Raw genomic sequence first — 20,594 nt, 5'->3', positions numbered from 1 at the left:
GCACCGAGACTGCCCGCCACAGGTCCGCAGGCTTTGCCAGCGCCCGCGCGAAGGGCTCAGCAGTCGGTCAAGCGCAGGAAAATCTCGCTCAGGCGCTCGATACCAGCCTGGTCATGCTCGCTGAAGCGCGCCAGTTTCGGGCTGTCCAAATCGAGCACTCCGATCAGGCGTCCGTCCTTGAGCAGCGGCACCACCAGTTCGCTGTTCGACGCACTGTCACAGGCGATGTGCCCCGGGAAGGCATGCACGTCCTCGACACGCTGGGTCTGGCCGGTCGCCGCTGCCGTACCGCAGACACCCCGGCCGAAGGGAATCCGCACGCAGGCGATCTGGCCCTGGAACGGGCCCAGCACCAGTTCTTCATTGCGATTGAGATAGAACCCGGCCCAGTTCAGGTCGTCCAGCTGACTGAACAGGAATGCCGAGAACTGCGCGGCGTTGGCGATGAAATCGCGTTCATCGGCCAGCAGGGATTGCAACTGTGCCGATAACAGGTCGTAGCCGTCGAGGCCTTGGCCGGTGTTCTTCAGATCGATCATGCCTTGTGCTCCAGCAGTTTGAGGCCAACCCAATAACGGGCAAATTGATAGGCGCAACGGCCGTTGCGGTTGCCCCGCCCGGTGGCCCAGCGGACCGCTTCTATATCCAGCGCTTCATCACGCTGCCAGGCCAGCCCGGCCTTGGCCGCCAGCTCACCGATCCAGTGCTCCACCACATTGAGAAAATGCTCCTGGGTGAAGGGATAGAACGACAGCCACAGGCCGAAACGGTCCGACAGCGCGATCTTGTCCTCCACGGCTTCGCTGGGATGCAGCTCGCCATCGACCCGCTTCCAGTTCTCGTTGTCGCTTTCCTTTTCCGGCACCAGGTGACGGCGGTTGGACGTGGCATACAGCAACACGTTATCCGGCGCCTGTTCCAGGGAGCCATCCAGCACGCTCTTGAGTACCCGGTAATCACCCTCACCGGATTCGAACGACAGGTCATCGCAGAACAGCACGAAGCGCTGGGGCAGCTTGGCGACCTGCTCCACCACCCGCGGCAGGTCGGCCAGATGATCGCGTTCGATCTCGATCAGCCGCAAGCCCTCCTGGGCATGCTCGGCCAACAGGGCGCGCACCAGGGACGATTTGCCCGTACCACGCGAGCCCCAGAGCAATGCATGGTTGGCCGGCATGCCGTCGATGAACTGACGGGTGTTGCGGCCCAGTTGCCCGACCTGGCGCTCGACGCCGATCAGGTCCGACAGGCGCATGTCGAGGCTGACCTGCAACGGCAACAGATAACCGCTGCGTCCGTCGCGCTGCCAGCGGGCAGCCAGGGTTGCGGTCCAGTCGATGTCGGGCCGGGGCGCGGGCAGCAACGGCTCGATACGGGCCAGCACCGCATCGGCGCGCTCAAGAAAAGCATTCAATCGCGAGTCCACGTCTTCTCCTCGGGCAGGTTCACAGTAATGATGACGCTACGGCGACGAAACGCCGTATTCAATGGCGGGTCTATCCCACACAACATAAACCGGCCAGGCCGGTATCCAGAGATGATCAGCTATGCTTGAGCGGCGAAGGGAAACGTAAGTGGTTCACCATTCCATGGACATCAGATTCACCCAACGGCTGTCTTACAAGCAGGCCCGACTGACCGTTCTGGTGGGTTTCGTGCTGGGCACATTGCTCAGCCTGATGCAGATCGGCATCGATTATGCCAGCGAAGACGCCTCGATCAACCGCGAGATCCTGTCGCTGATGGAAATCAGCCACAACCCGGCCTCGCGCATCGCCTACAACATCGACGCCGAACTGGCCCAGGAGCTGTCCCTGGGCCTGCTGCGTTCACCGGCCATCATCGGCGCCGAACTGATCGACAACAACAATACCGTGTTGGCCAGCGTCAAACGCCCCGAACTCCAGAGCAACTACCGGTTCATCAGCGACTTCCTGTTCGGCGCCCAGCGCCAGTTCGAAGATCGGCTTTACCTGGACCATTTGCCCGGCGAATCCCTCGGAGTGCTGCGCCTGGAGGTCGATACGTACGCTTTTGGCAGCCGCTTCCTGCGCAGGGCCGAGGTCACGCTGCTCAACGGGTTCGCCCGCAGCCTGATCCTGACCGGGCTGTTGCTGGCGCTGTTCTACGTCATGCTGACCAAGCCCTTGGTACGGGTCATCCGCGAGCTGGCCGGCCGCGACCCCAGCAGCAGCGAACAGAGCCGGCTGGAATGCCCTTCCGGCCACCAGTACGACGAGATCGGCGTACTGGTCTCGGTCGCCAACCAGCAGTTCGAAAACATCTCCACCGAAATCCAGCAGCGGCGCACCGCCGAAAATCGCCTCACCGAATACCTGGCGCAACTGGAAAACATCGTCTCGGCACGCACCGCCGAACTCAAGGCCATCAATGCCCGCCTCAGCCAGTCCAACGAAGAGCTGGAAGTGGCCAGGCGTACCGCCCTGGACATGGCCGACGCCCGTTCCGCCTTCCTGGCCAACATGAGCCATGAAATCCGCACGCCCCTCAATGGCCTGCTGGGGATGATCGCCTTGTCTTTGGACGGCCCTCTCACCGCCGAGCAGCAGCAGCAATTGTCGATTGCCCATGACTCGGGCAAGGTGCTGGTCGAACTGCTCAACGATATTCTCGACCTGTCCAAGTTCGATGCCGGCCAGCTGGAGCTCGAACGTATCCCGTTCGACCTGGCTTCCCAGATCGAAGACACCGCCAACCTGCTCTCCCAGAATGCCGCCCCCAGTGTCGAACTGGCCTGCCTGATCGATCCTCGTTTCCCGGCCCAGGTGCTGGGCGATCCGACCCGCGTGCGCCAGATCGTCAGCAACCTGTTGTCCAACGCACTCAAGTTCACCCGCTTCGGCCGTGTCGATGTGCGGCTGAGCGCCTACGAAGGCGGCGTGCGCATCGAAGTTTGCGACACCGGCATCGGCATCCCCCAGGATGCCCAGGCGCGGATCTTCCAGCCGTTCACCCAGGCCGGCGCCGGGATCACCCGTCAGTTTGGCGGCACCGGGCTGGGCCTGGCCTTGACCCACAACCTCTGCGAAGCCATGCAAGGCCGCCTGACGATCAGTTCCGAAGCCGGTTTCGGCAGCCAGTTCTGCGCCGACCTGCCCTTGCCCTGCCATACGCCGGCGGCGGTGGTCGAACCGTTGCGAGGCAATGTCGTAGCCATCACCGCCGCCAGCAGCGGACTGGCCGAATTGCTGCACATGCTGCTGCCCGTCTGGGGCCTGGATTACCAGCGACGCTCCGTCGATGACTCCCTGCTGGGCCTCAAACCGGATGTGCTGATAACCGACTGCCCCGAATGCCTGTTCAACCTGCGACCGACCTTCAGCGCCCCCATCCTGCTGGTGACCGCCTACGGCAGTTTCATGCCCAGCGAAGAAGCCACTACCCTCGCCCCCCTGTTGCAGCAGGCCCGCCCGCTGGCGCGCCATGCGCTGTACCAGATCCTGCGTCGTGCCCTGCAAAGCGAGGCGGCCGCCATCGACGACAAGCAGATCGAGGCACAGCCGCCCTCCAGGCGCGCGCGGGTGTTGCTGGTGGAGGACAACCCGGTCAACCAACTGGTGGCCAAGGGCATGCTGGTGAAACTGGGGTGCGAGGTCATCGTCGCGGCCCATGGTGCCGAAGCACTGGATCAGCTCGAACAGCGGGATTTCGACCTGGTGCTGATGGATTGCAACATGCCAGTGATGGACGGTTACGAAGCCAGTCGGCAGATTCGTCGCAGCGGGCGCTGGCCGAACCTGCCGATCGTGGCATTGACCGCCAATGCCATGCCCGAGGAGCGCGAACGCTGCCGGACCGCCGGCATGACCGACTACCTGTCCAAGCCGTTTCGCCGCGAAGAACTGGCGACGGTTCTGGACCAGTGGGTGCCTACGACGTCAGCGCCCTGATCTGGCCCAGCAACTGGTCGAGCCCGGCGCGCAACGCTCCCAGGCCATCCAGGTCGATGCCACTGTCGCACAACAGGCGGGCCTTGAGCGGCGCCACTTGTTCTCGCAAGACCCGCCCGGTGTCCGTCAGGCTCAGGTGGACCTCTCGCTCGTCCCGGGCCGAACGCTGGCGCTGGACCAGGTCCAGTTGCTCCAGACGCTTGAGCAAGGGTGTCAGCGTTCCCGAGTCCAGCAGCAGCCGCTCCCCCAGTGCCTTGACCGTGGGCTGCTCGGGCGCGGTGTCCTGCCACTCCCAGAGCACCAGCATCGCCAGGTACTGCGGATAGGTCAGGCCGAGCTGATCGAGCATCGGCTTGTAGCCACGGATCACTGCCCGCGACGCAGCATACAGCTTGAAGCACAGCTGGCTGTCGAGCGTGAGCGCTTCGATGGGTTCGTCCTTCATTTGAGCAGGGCTTCGATCTCGGCGGTCAGGTCCTCGGGCTTGGTGGTCGGGGCGAAACGCTTGACCACCTGACCGTCCTTGCCGATCAGGAACTTGGTGAAGTTCCACTTGATGCCCTTGGAACCCAGCACGCCGGGGGCGCGTTGCTTGAGCTGGACGAACAGTGGATGTGCGTTGGCACCGTTGACCTCGACTTTCTTGAACAACGGGAAGCTCACGCCGAAATTCAGCTCGCAGAACTCGGAAATCGCCCCTTCGTTACCCGGCTCCTGCTTGCCGAACTGATTGCAGGGAAAGCCCAGTACCACCAGGCCGCGGTCCTTGTAGGACTGCCAAAGGGTCTCCAGGCCCTTGTACTGTGGTGTGAAACCGCACTGGCTGGCGGTGTTGACCACCAGCACGGCCTTGCCGGCGAAATCGGCGAGGGTCTTTTGCTCACCCTTGATGGTGATGCAGGGAATGCTCAGCAGGTTGTCGCTCATGGCACGGCTCCAGCGGGAAGGAAGGAGCCGAAGATAGCGAGCAATTAAATTGTGTGCAATTTAATTCGAACCAAGACAACCTTCGGCGAGGGGATTCCCCTCGCCAGGCTTTCATCACTGGCGATCAACCAGGTCCAGGCACACCGAATTGATACAGTAACGCAACCCCGTGGGCGGCGGGCCGTCAGGAAACACATGACCCAGGTGAGCATCGCATTTGGCGCAGACCACTTCGGTGCGGATCATGCCGTGGCTGACATCGCGCACTTCCACCACGGCACTGCCCTCGATCGGCGCGTAGAAGCTCGGCCAGCCACAGCCGGAATCGAACTTGGTCCGCGAATCGAACAACGGTTCGTTGCAACAGATGCAGTGGTACACACCGTCGGTCTTGGTGGTGTTGTATTTACCGGAAAACGGGCGCTCGGTGCCCTTCAACCGGCAGACGTTGTACTGCTCCGGGTCGAGCATGGCACGCCATTCTTCAAGGGTTCTTTCCAACTTTTCCATCGTCTTGCCTCGGCAATTGAAAAAGCCCGATCCGACGCTTTTCCGCGGGTCGGGCGGCACGTATGATTGCGCCTCGTCAGACGCCAGTCTGGCAGTCACTCCATGCGTATTCAAACGGATTGTGACGCCTGTGCCATGTCCGGGCACGGGTACAGACGCAGGATCACCAGAACGGTCGTCGAGACGCCCGCCTGGATCGTTCATTTTCGGGAACACATCGCCATGCAGGTTAGCAAATCGAACAAGCTCGCCAACGTCTGCTACGACATTCGCGGCCCAGTGCTCAAGCACGCCAAACGCCTGGAAGAGGAAGGCCATCGCATCCTCAAGCTGAACATCGGCAACCCGGCCCCCTTTGGTTTCGAAGCGCCCGATGAAATCCTCCAGGACGTGATCCGCAACCTGCCCACCGCCCAGGGCTACAGCGACTCCAAGGGCCTGTTCAGCGCCCGCAAGGCGGTGATGCAGTACTACCAGCAGAAGCAGGTCGAAGGCGTCGGCATCGAGGACATCTACCTGGGCAACGGCGTATCCGAGCTGATCGTGATGTCGATGCAGGCGCTGCTCAACAACGGCGACGAAGTGCTGGTGCCGGCCCCCGACTATCCCCTGTGGACAGCCGCAGTCAGCCTGTCCGGAGGCAACCCGGTACATTACCTGTGCGACGAACAGGCCAACTGGTTCCCGGACCTGGCGGACATCAAGGCCAAGATCACGCCCAACACCAAGGCACTGGTGATCATCAACCCGAACAACCCGACCGGCGCGGTGTACTCCAGGGAAGTGTTGCTGGGCATGCTGGAGCTGGCTCGCCAGCACAACCTGGTGGTGTTTTCCGACGAGATCTACGACAAGATCCTGTACGACGACGCCGTCCACATCTGCACCGCCTCCCTGGCTCCGGACCTGTTGTGCCTGACCTTCAACGGCCTGTCCAAATCCTACCGGGTGGCGGGTTTCCGCTCCGGCTGGATTGCCATCTCCGGCCCCAAGCATCATGCCCAGAGCTATATCGAAGGCATCGACATGCTGGCCAACATGCGCCTGTGTGCCAACGTCCCGAGCCAGCATGCCATCCAGACGGCGCTGGGCGGCTACCAGAGCATCAACGACCTGGTCCTGCCCCCGGGCCGGCTGCTGGAACAGCGCAACCGTACCTGGGAACTGCTCAACGACATCCCCGGCGTCAGTTGCGTCAAGCCGATGGGGGCGCTGTATGCCTTCCCACGGATCGACCCCAAGGTCTGCCCGATCCACAACGACGAGAAGTTCGTACTTGACCTGCTGCTGTCCGAAAAGCTGCTGATCGTCCAGGGCACCGCGTTCAACTGGCCATGGCCGGATCATTTCCGCGTCGTCACGCTGCCACGGGTCGACGACCTGGAACAGGCCATTGGGCGGATCGGCAACTTCCTCAAGTCCTATCGCCAATAAGCCGGACAAGCGCGCGAGGTACCTCGCCTCGCGCGCTGTCTGATTCAGCAACATATCCGTTCCACCGATTTTGACGCCCCTTCTACACTGACTGCTCGGCAACTGATGGGCAGCAGGCCTAACATTCAAGGGGCCAGAGAGGCATATTTCATTTCTCTGGTACTTTCAGAAAAGTCCTTCAATCATTTGGGAAGCCTGTAGGACACAGTTTGAAATAGTCGGTGAGTTGAATAGCCTGCGGCAGCACCTTATATACCCCGCATAACGCTACATCTTTAGCATGAGGAGTTTGCTACCACCATGATGCGCATCCTGCTGTTCTTGGCCACTAACCTGGCGGTCGTGCTGATTGCCAGCATCACCCTGAGCCTTTTCGGCTTCAACGGGTTCATGGCGGCCAATGGGGTTGATCTCAACCTCAATCAGCTGCTGATCTTCTGTGCGGTGTTCGGTTTCGCTGGCTCCCTGTTCTCGCTGTTCATCTCAAAGTGGATGGCGAAGATGAGTACCGGCACCCAGATCATCAGCCAGCCGCGCACTCGCCATGAACAATGGCTGCTGCAGACCGTCGAGCAGCTGTCCCGCGAAGCCGGCATCAAGATGCCGGAGGTCGGGATCTTCCCGGCCTACGAGGCCAACGCCTTCGCCACCGGCTGGAACAAGAACGACGCCCTGGTCGCGGTGAGCCAGGGTCTGCTCGAGCGGTTCTCGCCCGATGAAGTCAAGGCCGTGCTGGCCCACGAGATCGGCCACGTCGCCAACGGCGACATGGTGACCCTGGCGCTGATCCAGGGCGTGGTGAACACCTTCGTGATGTTCTTTGCCCGCATCATCGGCAACTTCGTCGACAAGGTGATCTTCAAGAACGAAGAAGGCCAGGGCATCGCCTACTACGTGGCGACCATCTTCGCCGAGCTGGTACTGGGCATCCTCGCCAGCGCCATCGTCATGTGGTTCTCGCGCAAGCGCGAATTCCGCGCCGACGACGCCGGCGCCCGCCTGGCCGGCACCAGTGCGATGATCGGTGCCCTGCAGCGCCTGCGTGCCGAACAGGGCCTGCCGGTGCACATGCCCGACACCCTGACTGCCTTCGGCATCAACGGCGGCATCAAGCAGGGCCTGGCTCGCCTGTTCATGAGCCACCCGCCACTGGAAGAGCGTATCGACGCACTGCGTCGTCGCGGCTAAGGTAGATCTCGATAAAAAGCCCGCGCAATGCGGGCTTTTTATTTACACGTGGGCAACCACGATGTCCCTTGGTTCAGCGTGCGGAAATCCGATAGACCCGCTCATCCAGTCGCTTTACCCCCGCCTGGAGAAACTTCCAACTTTCCCCCAACACGTCCTGCTCCTGCAGCACGTCCAGCCGCCAGGCCTTGCCCAGCCACCGCTGCACCTCTTCGTCGCCAACCGAAAACGGCGGCCCCGGCATCTCTTCCTGGTTGTAATCCAGGGTAATCAGCAATCCGGCCCCCTCCGGCAAGAGCGCCTGCAAATGGCCTGCGTAACGTTCGCGCATGGGCGCCGGCAAGGCGATCAGCGCGGCCCGGTCGTACAGCGCGGCACAATCGGCGACATCACCCGGCTTCAAGGCAAAGAAATCGCCGCAACGGATTTCCATGTCACCGGCGCGAAATACCTTGAAGTCCCCCTCCTCGCTCACGCTCGGCTCCAACTGATGCTCCTGGAAAAAATCGGTGATGGCCTTTTCCGACAACTCCACCCCCAGCACCGGATACCCTTGATGAGCAAGCCACACCAGATCCAGGGTCTTGCCGCACAACGGCACCAGCACCCGACTGCCTCGCTCCAGTCCCAACAGCGGCCAGAATCCTTGCAGATAAGGGTTCACTTGCGGCAAGTGAAAACCGATCTGATCCGTCGACCATCGCTTGTGCCAAAACTCAGGCTCCATGACTCGCTCCAAAAATTCGATCAAAACGGGTTAAAACTTATATTAGATTCCGATCATAGACCTGACGGAAGATGGCGGCATCTTAACGCTCAGGAGCCCGTTCATGCTGCCCAGCCTGTTTATTTCCCATGGCTCTCCGATGCTCGCCCTGGAGCCTGGCGACAGCGGCCCGGCACTGGCGCGCATCGCCGCGCAATTGCCCAGGCCACATGCCATCGTCATTGTTTCCGCTCATTGGGAAAGCGATGAGTTGGTGGTCAGCGCCAATCCGCAGCCTCGCACCTGGCACGATTTCGGAGGCTTTCCGCCCGCCCTGTACAACGTGCAGTATCCCGCCCGGGGCAATCCCGGCCTGGCGGCAGAAGTCGCAGAATTGCTCGACACCGCGCATCTGCCGGCGCGCCTCGACAGCCAACGCCCCTCCGATCACGGCGTCTGGGTACCGTTGTCCCTGATGTACCCCGAAGCGGACATCCCGGTGGTTCAAGTATCCCTGCCCAGCCACCAGGGGCCAGCGTTGCAGACCAGGGTGGGCCGGGCGCTCGCGCCGCTGCGCCAGCGCGACATCCTGCTGATCGGTTCCGGCAGCATTACCCATAACCTGCGGGACCTGGACTGGAGCGCCGGACCTGAAAGCATCGAGTCCTGGGCAAAGGCATTTCGTGACTGGATGGTGGAAAAACTCGAGGCCGACGACGAAGCCACCTTGCATGATTACCGCCACCAGGCACCGAACGCCGTGCGCAGCCATCCCAGCGACGAGCATCTGCTGCCGCTGTATTTTGCCCGGGGTGCCGGCGGGAAGTTCAGTGTTGCCCATCAAGGCTTCGCAATGGGGACGCTGGGGATGGACATCTATCGGTTCGGTTGACAGGCGGACCGAGCCTGCTCGCGATTGCCTTCACAACGACTGTCCTTGAGGAAACACCCAGCCACAGGCAAAAAAAATCCCCGAACCAGTCGGGGATTTTTTATGTTCGATCAGTCGACCCTGGGGCCGATCAATCTTCGCGATAGCGACGCAGCTTGAGTTGCTTGCCGGCCACGCGAGTGTCCTTCAGCTTAGTCAGCAACTTCTCCAGGCCATCTTCCGGCAGCTCTACCAGGCTGAAGCTGTCCCGCACCTGAATGCGACCGATGGCTTCACGAGCCAGGCCACCTTCATTGAGGATGGCGCCCAGCAGGTTCTTGGCGGCAATGCCGTCACGAGCACCCAGTGCGGTACGGCAACGGGCACGACCTTCGGCCAGCGGGATCGGAGCACGACGCTCACGGTCGCCACGGTCAGGGCGGTCACCGCTACGCTCAGGACGATCGCCACGAGGCGCGCTGTTCGGCACCAGTGGACGCTCTTTCTCGATCGCAGCCAGGTCCAGTGCCTGTCCATTGGTCGCCTTGCGCAGCAGGGCGGCAGCCAGGGCACGTGGGGAGCAACCGATGTCGGCGGTCAGGCGATCGAGCAGATCACCGTGGGTCGACTCAGCGTCAGCCACCAGCGGCGACAGGCTATTGGTCAGTTTCTTGATGCGGGCATCGAGAACGGCCTGGGCATCCGGCAGACGCACTTCAGCCACTTTCTGGCCGGTCACACGCTCGATCACCTGCAGCATGCGGCGCTCACGAGGCGTCACCAGCAGCAGTGCGCGACCTTCGCGGCCCGCACGACCGGTACGACCGATACGGTGAACGTAGGACTCAGGGTCGTACGGCATGTCCACGTTGAATACGTGGGTGATGCGCGGAACGTCCAGGCCACGGGCAGCAACGTCAGTCGCCACGACGATGTCCAGGCGACCATCCTTGAGGGAGTCGATGACGCGCTCACGCTGGTTCTGGGCAATGTCCCCGTTCAGCGCAGCGGCCTTGTAGCCTTTGGCTTCCAGGGCGCTGGCCAGATCCAGGGTCGCTTGCTTGGTGCGAACGAACATGATCAGGGCGTCGAAATCCTCGACTTCCAGCAGGCTCAGGACGGCAGAGGTCTTCTGGTCGGCGTGGACCAGCAGGTGGGCCTGCTCGATCGCGGTGACGGTCTGGGTCTTGCTCTGGATCTTGACGTGTTTCGGGTCCTTGAGGTGACGCTCGGCGATCGCACGGATCGACTGCGGCAAGGTGGCCGAGAACAGTACGGTCTGGCGGGTTTCCGGCATGGCCTTGAAGATCACTTCCAGGTCATCCATGAAGCCCAGCTTGAGCATTTCGTCCGCCTCGTCGAGAACCAGGTGGTTCACGGTGGCCAGGACTTTTTCGTCGCGACGCAGGTGGTCGCACAGACGGCCCGGGGTGGCGACAACGATCTGTGCGCCATTACGGATTGCTTTCAGTTGTGGGCCCATCGGCGCGCCGCCGTAGACAGCCACAACAGTCACGCCCGGCATCTGCTTGGCGTAGGTTTCGAAAGCGGTTGCAACTTGCAGCGCCAACTCACGGGTTGGGGCCAGGATCAGAGCTTGCGGCTCGCGCTTGGACGGATCAATGCGGTGCAGGATAGGCAGGGCGAACGCGGCGGTCTTGCCCGTACCGGTTTGCGCCTGGCCAATCATGTCGTGACCGGCGAGAATGATCGGGATCGACTGCTGCTGAATGGCCGAAGGCTCTTCATAGCCGGTAGCGACTACTGCAGCGACAATATTGGGATGAAGTTCAAGAGCGGCGAAGCCGCCGATTTCCTGGGTCATGGGTCTGCCTCTAAGTGCATCCGCAAAGACCCATGCTCCAAAGCTGCGCATGCCGTGTTGAGACTCAAGAGTCGCCCTGGCAGCTTTGTCGGCGGGGATTTGCGAAAACGAATGAATGAAAAAAGAACGTCGAGAGAGCATCCGTCGTGCGGACATGCAACCGAAGCTGGCTTCAGAAAATTGCGCTACCTTGACGCGACCCGGCTAAAGGCCGGCGCGCACTATACCGGAATTTGCCCAAAAAGGGAGCTTTTTTTATCGCTGCGCCGCAGTACGGGCTTGCCATACACCCAATGCGGCGAGGGGATTTATCCCGTTGGGCTGCCAGGCAGCCCCGATGTATCCGACGCATTCCCGACAGGATGAGCACTGGAGGGGCGCGCTGCGCGCACCAGCCAGATGAATCCCCTCGCCACAGGGATTCCTGGCCCTTGATCAGGTCGCGGGCCGGATCGCCTTGATCAATGACTGCAACGAATAGCCCAGTCGTGGCGCCAGCCCTTCGGCCCGGGCAATCAGGCCTTCCATATCCAGTGTCTGCTCCAGGTCCGCCGGCACGATCAGGATCACATTGCCCTCCTTCACTGGCAATTCCCAGTAGTGGCGGTGGTACAAACCGCGCAGCAACGCCGCACCCAACGGCTTGCCGTCATCGGTGGCCCATTGGTTGATCACCAGCCAGCCGCCCGGATTGAGACGCTTCTGGCAGTTTTCCAGGAACCCCCAGGCCAGATGCCCGACGCCCGGACCGACGTCGGTATAGAGGTCGACGAAAATCAGGTCCGCGGGTTCGGCGGTTTCCAGCAGCTGCAGGGCGTCGCCGACCCGGATATACAGGCGGGGATCGTCATCCAGCCCCAGGTATTCGATGGCCAGGCGCGGCACATCGGGGCGCAATTCGATAGCCTCGACATCTTCCAGCGGCAGGAACTTGAGACAGGCCTGGGTCAGCGTTCCGGCGCCCAGCCCCAGGAACAGCGCGCTTTCCGGTTGCTCATGGCACAACGCACCGATCAGCATGGCCCGGGTGTAATCGTATTCGAGCCAGCTGGGATCTGCCGTGAACACACAGCTTTGTTCGATGGCATCGCCGAATTCGAGGAACCGGTAATCGGCCACCTCGAACACGCGGATCATACCGAACTCATCGTGCACTTCGGCGAGCAGATGCTCGACACGCTCCTCTGTCATTTCAACTCCCGATAGCAACCAGGCCGCGCATGACCGGTTGGGCCGGTGCCTGGGCAAAAGCGCGATTGTCGACCAGGCGACGGCAGCAGGTCACGCACTAATTTGCTGGTAACATGGGCGTCCGAGCGTAATCCATTAGAGACCATGATGAGCCAACCCTGGAGCCCTGACAGCTGGCGCGCCTTGCCGATCCAGCAACAACCTCGTTACCCCGACGCGGCGCACCTGCTGCAGGTCGAGCAGACCCTGGCCAGCTATCCGCCGCTGGTGTTTGCCGGAGAGGCCCGGGAACTGCGCCGTCAGTTCGCCGAGGTGACCCAGGGCCGGGCCTTCCTGCTCCAGGGTGGCGATTGCGCCGAAAGCTTTGCGGAGTTCTCGGCGGCGAAGATCCGCGACACCTTCAAGGTGCTGTTGCAGATGGCCATTGTCATGACCTTCGCCGCCGGCTGCCCGGTGGTCAAGGTCGGCCGCATGGCCGGGCAATTCGCCAAGCCGCGTTCGGCCAACGATGAAACCATCGACGGCATGACCTTGCCGGCCTACCGGGGCGACATCGTCAACGGCATCGGCTTCGACCAGCAGAGCCGCGTGCCGGATCCGGATCGACTGTTGCAGGCCTACCATCAGTCCACCGCTACCTTGAACCTGCTGCGGGCGTTCGCCCAGGGCGGTTTTGCCGATCTGCACCAGGTGCATAAGTGGAACCTGGACTTCATCGCCAACTCGGCCCTGGCGGAAAAATACAGCCACCTGGCCGACCGCATCGACGAAACCCTGGCGTTCATGCGCGCCTGCGGCATGGACAGCTCGCCACAATTGCGTGAAACCAGCTTCTTCACCGCACATGAAGCACTGCTGCTGAACTATGAAGAAGCCTTCGTGCGCCGGGACAGCCTGACCAATGACTATTACGACTGCTCGGCACACATGCTCTGGATCGGTGACCGTACCCGTCAACTGGACGGAGCCCATGTCGAATTCCTGCGGGGCGTGAACAACCCGATCGGGGTCAAGGTCGGCCCGAGCATGAAGCCCGATGACCTGATCCGCCTGATCGACGTGCTCAACCCCGACAACGATCCGGGTCGCCTGAACCTGATCGCACGGATGGGCGCGAATCAGGTTGGCGATCATCTTCCACAGCTGTTGCGTGCCGTGCAGCGTGAAGGCAAGCAGGTGCTGTGGAGCTCAGACCCTATGCATGGCAATACCATCAAGGCCAGCAGCGGCTACAAGACGCGGGACTTCGCGCAGATCCTCGGGGAGGTGAAACAGTTCTTCCAGGTCCATGAGGCGGAAGGTACCTATGCGGGCGGAATCCACATCGAGATGACCGGACAGAACGTCACCGAGTGCATCGGCGGCGCCAGGCCGATCACCGAGGATGGCCTGTCGGACCGCTACCACACCCACTGCGACCCGCGGATGAATGCTGATCAGTCGCTGGAGCTGGCGTTCCTGATTGCCGAAACGTTGAAGCAGGTTCGGCGCTGAATCATTCAGCTTGTCGCGACTGAACGACATCTTCGCGGGCAAGCCCGCCCCCACGGTAGGCCGGCGATGAACATGATTCTTGTGTTCGACCCGGCCCGATGTGGAAGCAGGCTTGCCCGCGAAGGGACCGACTCAGCCAGCACCGATTCCGGCCAACGCCACCGCCAAGCGTACCCCACCCATTCGCCGGCAATTGAGCTGAACCCGTTCCAACCCCAACCAATCGGCCATGCGCCGCAGGCTCATCGCCAACGCCAGCATGCCCTCCTCGTCCAGCCCTGGCTCTTCCTCGTGCACCGCATGCACCGCCAACCGGCCCTGGGCGCGTTCCGCCCGTAGATCGATCCGGGCGGCGATACGTTCGTCGTGCAGGAACGGCAGGACGTAATAGCCGTACACGCGCTTGTGGGCCGGGGTGTAGATTTCCAGTCGATAACGAAAATCGAACAACCGCTCGGTACGACTGCGTTCCCATACCAGCGAATCGAACGGCGACAACAGGGCACTGGCCGCTACCTTGCGAACAATCTTCACATCAGGTCGGCACCAGGCGGGCTGCTTCCAGCCTTGCACCTGGCAACGCAGCAACTGCCCGCCCTCTTCCAGCTCCGCCAACCGTGCGCGGCTGTCAGCCGGGTCGAGACGGAAGTAATCTCGCAGATCCTTTTCGGTCCCCACTCCCAGCGCTTCGGCTGCGTGCAGCAATAATGCGCGCTGGGCCTGGGCCTCGTCCGGCAGCGGCTGTTGCAGGACCGAGGCCGGGAACACCCGCTCCGGCAGGTCGTAGAGCCGCTCGAAACCGCGGCGCCCCGCCACCGTGACCTCCCCGGCCGCGAACAGCCACTCAAGGGCATGCTTCTCGGCGCTCCAGTCCCACCACGGACCGGCCTTATCCTGGCGAGTGGACAAGCTGCCCGCCCCCAGGGCTCCCCGCTCCCGGACCGACGCGAGGACGCGGCGAATGACCTCCTGGCGCTCCCGGCCGAAACGCGCCAACTGTTGATAGATGCCTTCGCCGCGAGACGCGCGGATCATGCGCCAGCGCATCAGCGGGTACATCGACATGGGCAGCAGGGACGCTTCGTGCCCCCAGTACTCGAACAATGTCCGGCGTCGCCCCTGGCTCCAGGCCGCCTGATCGAGCAAATCGAGATTGTAATGGCCGAGACGGGAGAACAGCGGAAGGTAATGCGAGCGCACCAATGCGTTGACGGAATCGATCTGCAGCACGCCGAGGCGTTCGATCAGACGGTTGAGACGCGAGGACTGCACCGAAGCCGGCGCCAGCCGCCCATTGAATCCCTGGGCGGCCAACGCCAGGCGCCGGGCCTGTTTGAGGGTAAAGGATACAGTCGCGGGCATGGAGATCTCCTTGTCTGCTCGCAACCTACCTCACCGGGAATCGATTTGTGTAGGGAGGGATGGCTCATTTGTGCAATGGATCATCCCAGAATGGCCGAACCACTTCCTTTTCGACATCCGCTCGACTGACACCGATGTCCTTGAGCGCCTCGTCGCTCAATCCGGCGAGCAATTCACGCTCATGGTGCAATTCATACCAGCGGCTAAACTTGTGCAACAGATCGCTGAGGGAAAACCGATGGAATGAGTGCTTATCTATCGATACGTATCCTTTCTGACCTTTCATCGTGATGTCCTCCGTTGGGGGTGGCTCAAGTCTCGCGCCGCCGCTAAGATCAATCCAACGAATGTTTCTTATGCAATACATCTCGGAGATTGATCCATTGTCGAGTTACCCGAGCATCGATACGGAAGTGCTGCGTACCTTCGTCGCCATCGCCGACCAGGGGGGATTCACCCGCGCCGGTGAACTGGTCAACCGCACCCAGTCCGCCGTCAGCATGCAGATGAAGCGCCTGGAAGAAGATGTGCTGCAGCGGCGCCTGTTCGAGCGTGACGGGCGCCAGGTCAAGCTCACCGCCGAAGGCCAGGTGCTATTGGGGTACGCCCGCAGGATCCTCAAGCTGCACAGCGAGGTGTTCAATACCCTGCGCGAACCGCACATGGTCGGTACCGTGCGCATCGGCACACCGGACGATTACGTGATGCGATTCCTGCCGGGTATCCTGCAGCGCTTCGCCCAGTTCTATCCGCTGATCGAAATCGAAGTGCATTGCGAATCGTCCAAGCAGCTGTTGCTGCGCCAGGACCTGGACCTGTCCATCGTCACCCGTAAACCCGGGGATGAAATCGGCCAGCTATTGCGCAAGGAACGCTTCGTCTGGGCCGAAGCGGCGTGCTTCAACGCCCATGAAAAAACACCACTGCCCCTGGCGATGTTCAACAGTGACTGTTTCTGCCGACAGTGGGCCTGTAATGCGCTGGATGCCATGGGCCGCGAGTATCGCGTGGCCTACAACAGTTCCAGCCTGTCGGCGCTCATGGCCGTGGTGGGCGCGGGCCTGGCGATCACCGCGCAACTGGAAAGCCTGCTCACGCCGGACATGCGGGTACTGGGCGAGGCCGAGAACCTGCCGGAACTGCCCGAGGCCAGCATCATGCTGATCCGCAACCTGCACAATCCGTCGCCGATCACCGAATGCCTGGCCGAGCACATCGTCGAAGGCTTCAAGCTTTAAAGGCGAGCAGGACCGCGCAAACCACCAGGAAGCCGCAGAACAAGGCGCGCAACAGGCGCTCCGGCATGGCATGGGCGACTTTCACGCCCCAGCTGATGCTCAGCAAGCCGCCGGCGGCCAAGGGCACGCCGATGCTCCAGTCCACCTGGTGGTGGAACGCATAGGTAGCCAGGGTCACGCCGGTGCTGGGCAAGGCCAGCGACAGCGACAACCCCTGGGCCACCACCTGGGTGGTGCCAAACAGGCTGGTCAGGATAGGCGTCGCGACAACAGCCCCGCCGACACCGAACAGACCTCCCATGGCCCCGGACACCGCCCCCAGCACGCCGAGCCACGGCCAGCCATAGCGCATCTGTGCCGAGGCCGGCGCGCTGGTGGCGAACATACGGATCAGGTTATAGGCCGCCAATACGATCAAGAACGCCACGAAACCGATGCGCATGCTCTGGGCATCGATGCCGACGGCCCAGATCGAGCCAAGCCAGGCAAAGCAGAACCCCATGGTCGCCAACGGCAGGACATGGCGCAGCTCGATGCGATTACGCTGGTGGTAACGCCACAGGGCCAGCATCACATTGGGAACCACCATCACCAGCGCCGTCCCCTGGGCGATCTGCTGGTCCAGACCGAACCAGACCCCCAGAACCGGAATCGCGATCAATCCGCCGCCAATCCCGAACAATCCCCCCAGGGTGCCCAACGCAGCCCCGACCACCAGATACAGAAAACTCTCGATCACAGACGATTCTCCCCTCATCAAGGGCGCATATCCTACGCAGTCGACGCCTTCGGCGAAACGTGACATCGGTGCAACACGTCAGAATTGTCTGGCGCACGAAAGATTTGCCCGCTAGATTTATCCCAATCATTGATTGAAGGTTTTGCCATGAGTACTCAGCACGCCACCCCCGACCCTTGCGAAGCCCTGTTGCTCGACAACCAGGTTTGCTTTGCCCTGCACTCTACGTCGCTGATGATGACCAAGGTCTACAAGCCACTGCTGCAAGCCCTGGGCCTGACATACCCCCAATACCTGGCGATGATGGTGCTGTGGGAAACCGACGGTTTGACCGTAGGGGAGATCAGCAGTCGCCTGCTTACCGACCCGGGCTCGTTGACCCCGCTGCTCAAGCGCCTTGAGGCCGAAGGCCTGCTGAGCCGCACCCGCAGCCGAGAAGACGAACGCGTGGTGGTTGTGGAACTCACCGAGAAAGGCCGCGCCTTGCAGAAAAAAGCCCTCGATATTCCCCAATGCATCCTCGCCGCCAGCGGCCAGACCCTGGAGCAGTTGAAAAAACTGCAACAGGACCTGCAGGCACTGCGCAGCCATCTGCAAGACAGCCTCTGATTCCACCTCCTCAAAGCCTGGCGATCCCGCGATGGCGGTATGTCGTCATACCGCCAGGGACTGCCACCGCGCCATCGTGAGCAAGCGCGGCCCCACACACGCTCCCCCGCCCTCAGCCTTCGCACCCCGCATATTCCTGCCTGCGCCCCCCATTTCATCCTTACCCGACTTCCTTATGTAGGCCAGGTCTGTTCACAAAGGCCTACTCGAAGCCGGCGTATCAAATTTTTTTAACCGCTTGAAACGCTCTATATCAAGGGCTCAAGGCCTTCCGACCTAAAAAAATCCATCCGCCTCGAAAATTTAGCTTGCGCGCAATATATTTGCGCTATAAATTCTCTTCACACCTACTTAGCGCACAAACATTTAGTGCAAACATCAACCAGAAACGAGGCTCCCATCATGAAAACTCTCTACACCGCAATCGCAACTTCCACCGGCGGCCGTGATGGTCGTGCGATCTCCAGCGACAACATCCTCGACGTCAAGCTCGCCACGCCCAAGGAACTCGGCGGCGCTGGTGGCGCGGCAACCAACCCGGAACAACTGTTCGCTGCCGGTTACTCGGCCTGCTTCATCGGCGCCCTGAAATTCGTCGCCAGCCAGAGCAAGCGCAAGATCCCGGATGATGCCTCGATTACCGCCCATGTCGGCATCGGCCAGATCCCCGGTGGTTTCGGCCTCGACATCGACCTGCACATCAGCCTGCCAGGCCTGGATCAGGACGAAGCGCAAAGCCTGGTGGACGCGGCTCACCAGGTCTGCCCCTACTCCAACGCAACTCGCGGCAACGTCGATGTCCGCCTGCACGTAACCATCTGATCACCGACCCTACTGACCTCAAGGAGACGAACATGAACACATTCAGCAAAGCCCTGACCGGCACCCTTCTCGCACTCAGCGTCAGCAGCGCCTTCGCCAACGGCATTGTCGAGCACAACACCCAGGCGTTCCTCGATGCACTGAACGCCGGCACTGGCAAGCCGCTGGAACAGCTTTCCCCCAAGGATGCCCGTGCTGTACTGGTTGGCGCCCAGGCGGGGGTTAAACTGACCCTGCCCAAGGCCGATGTCAGCGAGAAAACCATCCAGGTGGATGGCCAGTCGATCAGCCTGACCATCGTTCGTCCGGCCGGGGTCAAGGGGGAATTGCCCGTGTTCATGTTCTTCCATGGCGGCGGCTGGGTGTTGGGGGATTTCCCGACCCACGAACGACTGGTTCGTGACCTGGTGGCGGGATCGGGAGCCGCGGCAGTGTTCGTCAACTACACGCCGTCCCCCGAAGCGCATTACCCGGTGGCGATCAACCAGGCCTACGCCGCCACGAAATGGGTGGCCGAGCATGGCAAGCAGATCAATGTCGACGGCAAGCGCCTGGCAGTGGTGGGTAACAGCGTTGGCGGCAACATGGCAGCCGTCGTGGCATTGATGGCCAAGGACAAGGGTACCCCGGCGATCCGGTTCCAGGCGCTGTTATGGCCGGTGACCGACGCCAGCTTCGAAACTGCGTCCTACAACCAATTCGCCGAGGGACACTTCCTCAGCAAGAACATGATGAAGTGGTTCTGGGACAACTACACCACCGATGCCGGACAGCGCAGCGAGATCTATGCTTCGCCGCTGCGGGCGACCACCGCGCAACTCAAGGGGCTGCCGCCAGCACTGGTGCAGACCGCCGAGGCCGATGTATTGCGCGACGAAGGCGAAGCCTATGCTCGCAAACTGGACGCCGCCGGTGTGCCGGTCACCGCAGTGCGCTACAACGGCATGATCCACGACTATGGCCTGCTCAACGTCGTGAGCCAGGTGCCGGCAGTGCGTTCGGCGATGTTGCAGGTGTCCGAGGAGCTCAAGCAACACCTTAAGTGAATGGGCTGCGCAGCCCTGATGGCGAGGGAGCCTGCTCCCTTCGCCACCAGGAATTGCTGTATGTTGAAATGAAAAAGCCCGACTCAATGGTCGGGCTTTTTCATGCACAAGGCGTCGCTTACTTGGCGCGGCCCTTGTAGGAACCGCCATCGCGGGTATCGATCTCGATCATGTCGCCGATTTCGATGAAGTCAGCAACCGACAGCTCGGTACCGTTCTTCAGTTTGGCAGGCTTCATGACCTTGCCGGAAGTGTCGCCGCGAGCGGAACCTTCGGTGTAGTCAACCTGACGCACGATGGTGGTCGGCAGTTCCACGGAAACCAGACGGCCTTCGAAGAATACGGCTTCGCAGACGTCGGTCATGCCTTCTTCAACGAATGGCAGGACGCTTTCGATGTCTTCGGCGTTCAGCTCGTACATGGTGTAGTCAGTGGTGTCCATGAACGTGTAGGAGTCACCGCTGATGAAGGACAGGGTGGCTTCCTTGCGGTCGAGGATCACGTCGTCCAGCTTGTCGTCGGCGCCGTAGACGGTTTCGGTCTTGTAGCCGGTCAACAGGTTCTTCAGCTTGGTCTTCATGATCGCGCTGTTACGACCCGACTTGGTGAATTCAGCTTTCTGAACCAACCAAGGATCGTTGTCGATACGAATCACGGTACCGGGTTTGAGTTCTTTACCAGTTTTCATTGCGAATATCCGAATTTGGATGGGATTTACAAA

The 20,594-nt window shown here is 61.4% G+C and carries 20 protein-coding genes and 1 pseudogene; 9 read left to right on the top strand and 12 right to left on the bottom strand.

Annotated features, from left to right (window positions below; all coding sequences use genetic code 11):
* Nucleotides 1-56: 56 nt before the first annotated feature.
* Both BLP99_RS01020 and BLP99_RS01015 read right to left on the bottom strand, forming a co-directional pair.
* Nucleotides 57-539, bottom strand: a complete 483-nt coding sequence (locus BLP99_RS01020) for a GAF domain-containing protein (RefSeq protein ID WP_072389218.1) — start codon at nucleotides 537-539, stop codon at nucleotides 57-59.
* Nucleotides 536-1,426, bottom strand: a complete 891-nt coding sequence (locus BLP99_RS01015; RefSeq protein ID WP_072389220.1) for an ATP-binding protein — start codon at nucleotides 1,424-1,426, stop codon at nucleotides 536-538. Before BLP99_RS01015 ends, BLP99_RS01020 begins: the two co-directional genes overlap by 4 nt.
* 163 nt (nucleotides 1,427-1,589) lie before the next feature.
* On the opposite strand from BLP99_RS01015, the gene BLP99_RS01010 reads away from it, so the two are divergent.
* Nucleotides 1,590-3,911 carry a hybrid sensor histidine kinase/response regulator gene (locus tag BLP99_RS01010; RefSeq protein ID WP_076407254.1) on the top strand — a complete coding sequence of 774 codons (2,322 nt, stop codon included), beginning with the start codon at nucleotides 1,590-1,592 and terminating at the stop codon, nucleotides 3,909-3,911.
* Here the strand turns inward: BLP99_RS01010 and BLP99_RS01005 are convergent.
* The 3 genes from BLP99_RS01005 to msrB form a co-directional block, all read right to left on the bottom strand.
* Nucleotides 3,892-4,356, bottom strand: coding sequence for a MarR family winged helix-turn-helix transcriptional regulator (locus BLP99_RS01005; protein WP_092179523.1), 465 nt, complete (start codon nucleotides 4,354-4,356; stop codon nucleotides 3,892-3,894). The two genes, BLP99_RS01010 and BLP99_RS01005, sit on opposite strands and share 20 nt — an antisense overlap.
* Nucleotides 4,353-4,838 carry a glutathione peroxidase gene (locus BLP99_RS01000; RefSeq protein ID WP_092179521.1) on the bottom strand — a complete coding sequence of 162 codons (486 nt, stop codon included), beginning with the start codon at nucleotides 4,836-4,838 and terminating at the stop codon, nucleotides 4,353-4,355. The genes BLP99_RS01005 and BLP99_RS01000 overlap by 4 nt, the downstream gene beginning before the upstream one ends.
* 114 nt (nucleotides 4,839-4,952) lie before the next feature.
* Complete coding sequence (gene msrB / locus BLP99_RS00995; protein WP_072389229.1) at nucleotides 4,953-5,348, bottom strand: peptide-methionine (R)-S-oxide reductase MsrB; 396 nt, start codon at nucleotides 5,346-5,348, stop codon at nucleotides 4,953-4,955.
* Between the two features lie 222 nt (nucleotides 5,349-5,570).
* On the opposite strand from msrB, the gene BLP99_RS00990 reads away from it, so the two are divergent.
* Nucleotides 5,571-6,782 (top strand): pyridoxal phosphate-dependent aminotransferase, encoded by a 1,212-nt coding sequence (locus BLP99_RS00990; protein ID WP_053155200.1) that lies wholly within the window; start codon nucleotides 5,571-5,573, stop codon nucleotides 6,780-6,782.
* Between the two features lie 300 nt (nucleotides 6,783-7,082).
* Entirely contained in the window at nucleotides 7,083-7,970 is an 888-nt protein-coding gene (gene htpX, locus BLP99_RS00985) for a protease HtpX (protein WP_072389231.1), read from the top strand.
* A gap of 73 nt (nucleotides 7,971-8,043) precedes the next feature.
* Here the strand turns inward: htpX and BLP99_RS00980 are convergent, their stop codons facing one another.
* Nucleotides 8,044-8,697, bottom strand: coding sequence for a thiopurine S-methyltransferase (locus tag BLP99_RS00980; protein WP_092179519.1), 654 nt, complete (start codon nucleotides 8,695-8,697; stop codon nucleotides 8,044-8,046).
* 103 nt (nucleotides 8,698-8,800) lie between these two features.
* On the opposite strand from BLP99_RS00980, the gene BLP99_RS00975 reads away from it, so the two are divergent.
* The gene (locus tag BLP99_RS00975; protein ID WP_072389235.1) at nucleotides 8,801-9,568 is read left to right on the top strand and encodes a DODA-type extradiol aromatic ring-opening family dioxygenase; all 768 of its coding nucleotides are present in this window, start codon (nucleotides 8,801-8,803) and stop codon (nucleotides 9,566-9,568) included.
* A 130-nt stretch (nucleotides 9,569-9,698) separates the two neighbouring features.
* On the opposite strand, the pseudogene BLP99_RS00970 reads toward BLP99_RS00975, so the two are convergent.
* Both BLP99_RS00970 and BLP99_RS00960 read right to left on the bottom strand, forming a co-directional pair.
* A pseudogene (locus tag BLP99_RS00970) lies at nucleotides 9,699-11,406 on the bottom strand (DEAD/DEAH box helicase).
* A gap of 401 nt (nucleotides 11,407-11,807) precedes the next feature.
* Entirely contained in the window at nucleotides 11,808-12,563 is a 756-nt protein-coding gene (locus BLP99_RS00960) for a spermidine synthase (protein ID WP_072389239.1), read from the bottom strand.
* A gap of 147 nt (nucleotides 12,564-12,710) precedes the next feature.
* Between BLP99_RS00960 and BLP99_RS00955 the strand changes: the two genes are divergently transcribed.
* On the top strand, nucleotides 12,711-14,057 hold the full coding sequence (locus BLP99_RS00955; RefSeq protein WP_072430309.1) for a class II 3-deoxy-7-phosphoheptulonate synthase: 1,347 nt from the start codon (nucleotides 12,711-12,713) through the stop codon (nucleotides 14,055-14,057).
* Between the two features lie 132 nt (nucleotides 14,058-14,189).
* Here BLP99_RS00955 and BLP99_RS00950 read toward each other — a convergent pair whose 3' ends face one another.
* Complete coding sequence (locus tag BLP99_RS00950) at nucleotides 14,190-15,419, bottom strand: winged helix-turn-helix domain-containing protein (protein ID WP_072389243.1); 1,230 nt, start codon at nucleotides 15,417-15,419, stop codon at nucleotides 14,190-14,192.
* Nucleotides 15,420-15,483: 64 nt separating this feature from the next.
* Complete coding sequence (locus tag BLP99_RS00945; RefSeq protein ID WP_072389245.1) at nucleotides 15,484-15,705, bottom strand: DUF1127 domain-containing protein; 222 nt, start codon at nucleotides 15,703-15,705, stop codon at nucleotides 15,484-15,486.
* Between the two features lie 97 nt (nucleotides 15,706-15,802).
* Between BLP99_RS00945 and BLP99_RS00940 the strand changes: the two genes are divergently transcribed.
* The gene (locus tag BLP99_RS00940) at nucleotides 15,803-16,657 is read left to right on the top strand and encodes a LysR substrate-binding domain-containing protein (RefSeq protein ID WP_172834667.1); all 855 of its coding nucleotides are present in this window, start codon (nucleotides 15,803-15,805) and stop codon (nucleotides 16,655-16,657) included.
* Here the strand turns inward: BLP99_RS00940 and BLP99_RS00935 are convergent.
* A complete protein-coding gene (locus tag BLP99_RS00935) occupies nucleotides 16,647-17,414 on the bottom strand; it encodes a sulfite exporter TauE/SafE family protein (protein ID WP_371128578.1) in 768 nt (255 codons plus the stop codon). The two genes, BLP99_RS00940 and BLP99_RS00935, sit on opposite strands and share 11 nt — an antisense overlap.
* 129 nt (nucleotides 17,415-17,543) lie before the next feature.
* Between BLP99_RS00935 and BLP99_RS00930 the strand changes: the two genes are divergently transcribed.
* The 3 genes from BLP99_RS00930 to BLP99_RS00920 all read left to right on the top strand — a co-directional run bounded on the left by BLP99_RS00930 (nucleotide 17,544) and on the right by BLP99_RS00920 (nucleotide 19,873).
* Nucleotides 17,544-18,005, top strand: a complete 462-nt coding sequence (locus BLP99_RS00930; protein ID WP_072389251.1) for a MarR family winged helix-turn-helix transcriptional regulator — start codon at nucleotides 17,544-17,546, stop codon at nucleotides 18,003-18,005.
* A gap of 402 nt (nucleotides 18,006-18,407) precedes the next feature.
* The gene (locus tag BLP99_RS00925) at nucleotides 18,408-18,827 is read left to right on the top strand and encodes an organic hydroperoxide resistance protein (RefSeq protein ID WP_072389253.1); all 420 of its coding nucleotides are present in this window, start codon (nucleotides 18,408-18,410) and stop codon (nucleotides 18,825-18,827) included.
* A gap of 32 nt (nucleotides 18,828-18,859) precedes the next feature.
* A complete protein-coding gene (locus tag BLP99_RS00920) occupies nucleotides 18,860-19,873 on the top strand; it encodes an alpha/beta hydrolase (protein ID WP_092179515.1) in 1,014 nt (337 codons plus the stop codon).
* A gap of 118 nt (nucleotides 19,874-19,991) precedes the next feature.
* Here BLP99_RS00920 and BLP99_RS00915 read toward each other — a convergent pair whose 3' ends face one another.
* Nucleotides 19,992-20,561 carry an elongation factor P gene (locus BLP99_RS00915; RefSeq protein WP_053155174.1) on the bottom strand — a complete coding sequence of 190 codons (570 nt, stop codon included), beginning with the start codon at nucleotides 20,559-20,561 and terminating at the stop codon, nucleotides 19,992-19,994.
* Between the last annotated feature and the right edge of the window lie 33 nt (nucleotides 20,562-20,594).

Source organism: Pseudomonas sp. NFACC32-1 (genome assembly GCF_900101215.1).
Lineage (GTDB): Bacteria > Pseudomonadota > Gammaproteobacteria > Pseudomonadales > Pseudomonadaceae > Aquipseudomonas.
This window is presented reverse-complemented; position numbering and strand designations above follow the sequence as displayed.

What these genes read in the sequence shown, in the direction of transcription:
- BLP99_RS01020 (WP_072389218.1), bottom strand. Translation starts at nt 539, where the DNA reads ATGATCGATCTGAAGAACACCGGCCAAGGCCTCGACGGCTACGACCTG.
- BLP99_RS01010 (WP_076407254.1), top strand. Translation starts at nt 1,590, where the DNA reads ATGGACATCAGATTCACCCAACGGCTGTCTTACAAGCAGGCCCGACTG.
- BLP99_RS01005 (WP_092179523.1), bottom strand. Translation starts at nt 4,356, where the DNA reads ATGAAGGACGAACCCATCGAAGCGCTCACGCTCGACAGCCAGCTGTGC.
- BLP99_RS01000 (WP_092179521.1), bottom strand. Translation starts at nt 4,838, where the DNA reads ATGAGCGACAACCTGCTGAGCATTCCCTGCATCACCATCAAGGGTGAG.
- msrB (WP_072389229.1), bottom strand. Translation starts at nt 5,348, where the DNA reads ATGGAAAAGTTGGAAAGAACCCTTGAAGAATGGCGTGCCATGCTCGAC.
- BLP99_RS00990 (WP_053155200.1), top strand. Translation starts at nt 5,571, where the DNA reads ATGCAGGTTAGCAAATCGAACAAGCTCGCCAACGTCTGCTACGACATT.
- htpX (WP_072389231.1), top strand. Translation starts at nt 7,083, where the DNA reads ATGATGCGCATCCTGCTGTTCTTGGCCACTAACCTGGCGGTCGTGCTG.
- BLP99_RS00980 (WP_092179519.1), bottom strand. Translation starts at nt 8,697, where the DNA reads ATGGAGCCTGAGTTTTGGCACAAGCGATGGTCGACGGATCAGATCGGT.
- BLP99_RS00975 (WP_072389235.1), top strand. Translation starts at nt 8,801, where the DNA reads ATGCTGCCCAGCCTGTTTATTTCCCATGGCTCTCCGATGCTCGCCCTG.
- BLP99_RS00960 (WP_072389239.1), bottom strand. Translation starts at nt 12,563, where the DNA reads ATGACAGAGGAGCGTGTCGAGCATCTGCTCGCCGAAGTGCACGATGAG.
- BLP99_RS00955 (WP_072430309.1), top strand. Translation starts at nt 12,711, where the DNA reads ATGAGCCAACCCTGGAGCCCTGACAGCTGGCGCGCCTTGCCGATCCAG.
- BLP99_RS00950 (WP_072389243.1), bottom strand. Translation starts at nt 15,419, where the DNA reads ATGCCCGCGACTGTATCCTTTACCCTCAAACAGGCCCGGCGCCTGGCG.
- BLP99_RS00945 (WP_072389245.1), bottom strand. Translation starts at nt 15,705, where the DNA reads ATGAAAGGTCAGAAAGGATACGTATCGATAGATAAGCACTCATTCCAT.
- BLP99_RS00935 (WP_371128578.1), bottom strand. Translation starts at nt 17,414, where the DNA reads ATGAGGGGAGAATCGTCTGTGATCGAGAGTTTTCTGTATCTGGTGGTC.
- BLP99_RS00930 (WP_072389251.1), top strand. Translation starts at nt 17,544, where the DNA reads ATGAGTACTCAGCACGCCACCCCCGACCCTTGCGAAGCCCTGTTGCTC.
- BLP99_RS00925 (WP_072389253.1), top strand. Translation starts at nt 18,408, where the DNA reads ATGAAAACTCTCTACACCGCAATCGCAACTTCCACCGGCGGCCGTGAT.
- BLP99_RS00920 (WP_092179515.1), top strand. Translation starts at nt 18,860, where the DNA reads ATGAACACATTCAGCAAAGCCCTGACCGGCACCCTTCTCGCACTCAGC.
- BLP99_RS00915 (WP_053155174.1), bottom strand. Translation starts at nt 20,561, where the DNA reads ATGAAAACTGGTAAAGAACTCAAACCCGGTACCGTGATTCGTATCGAC.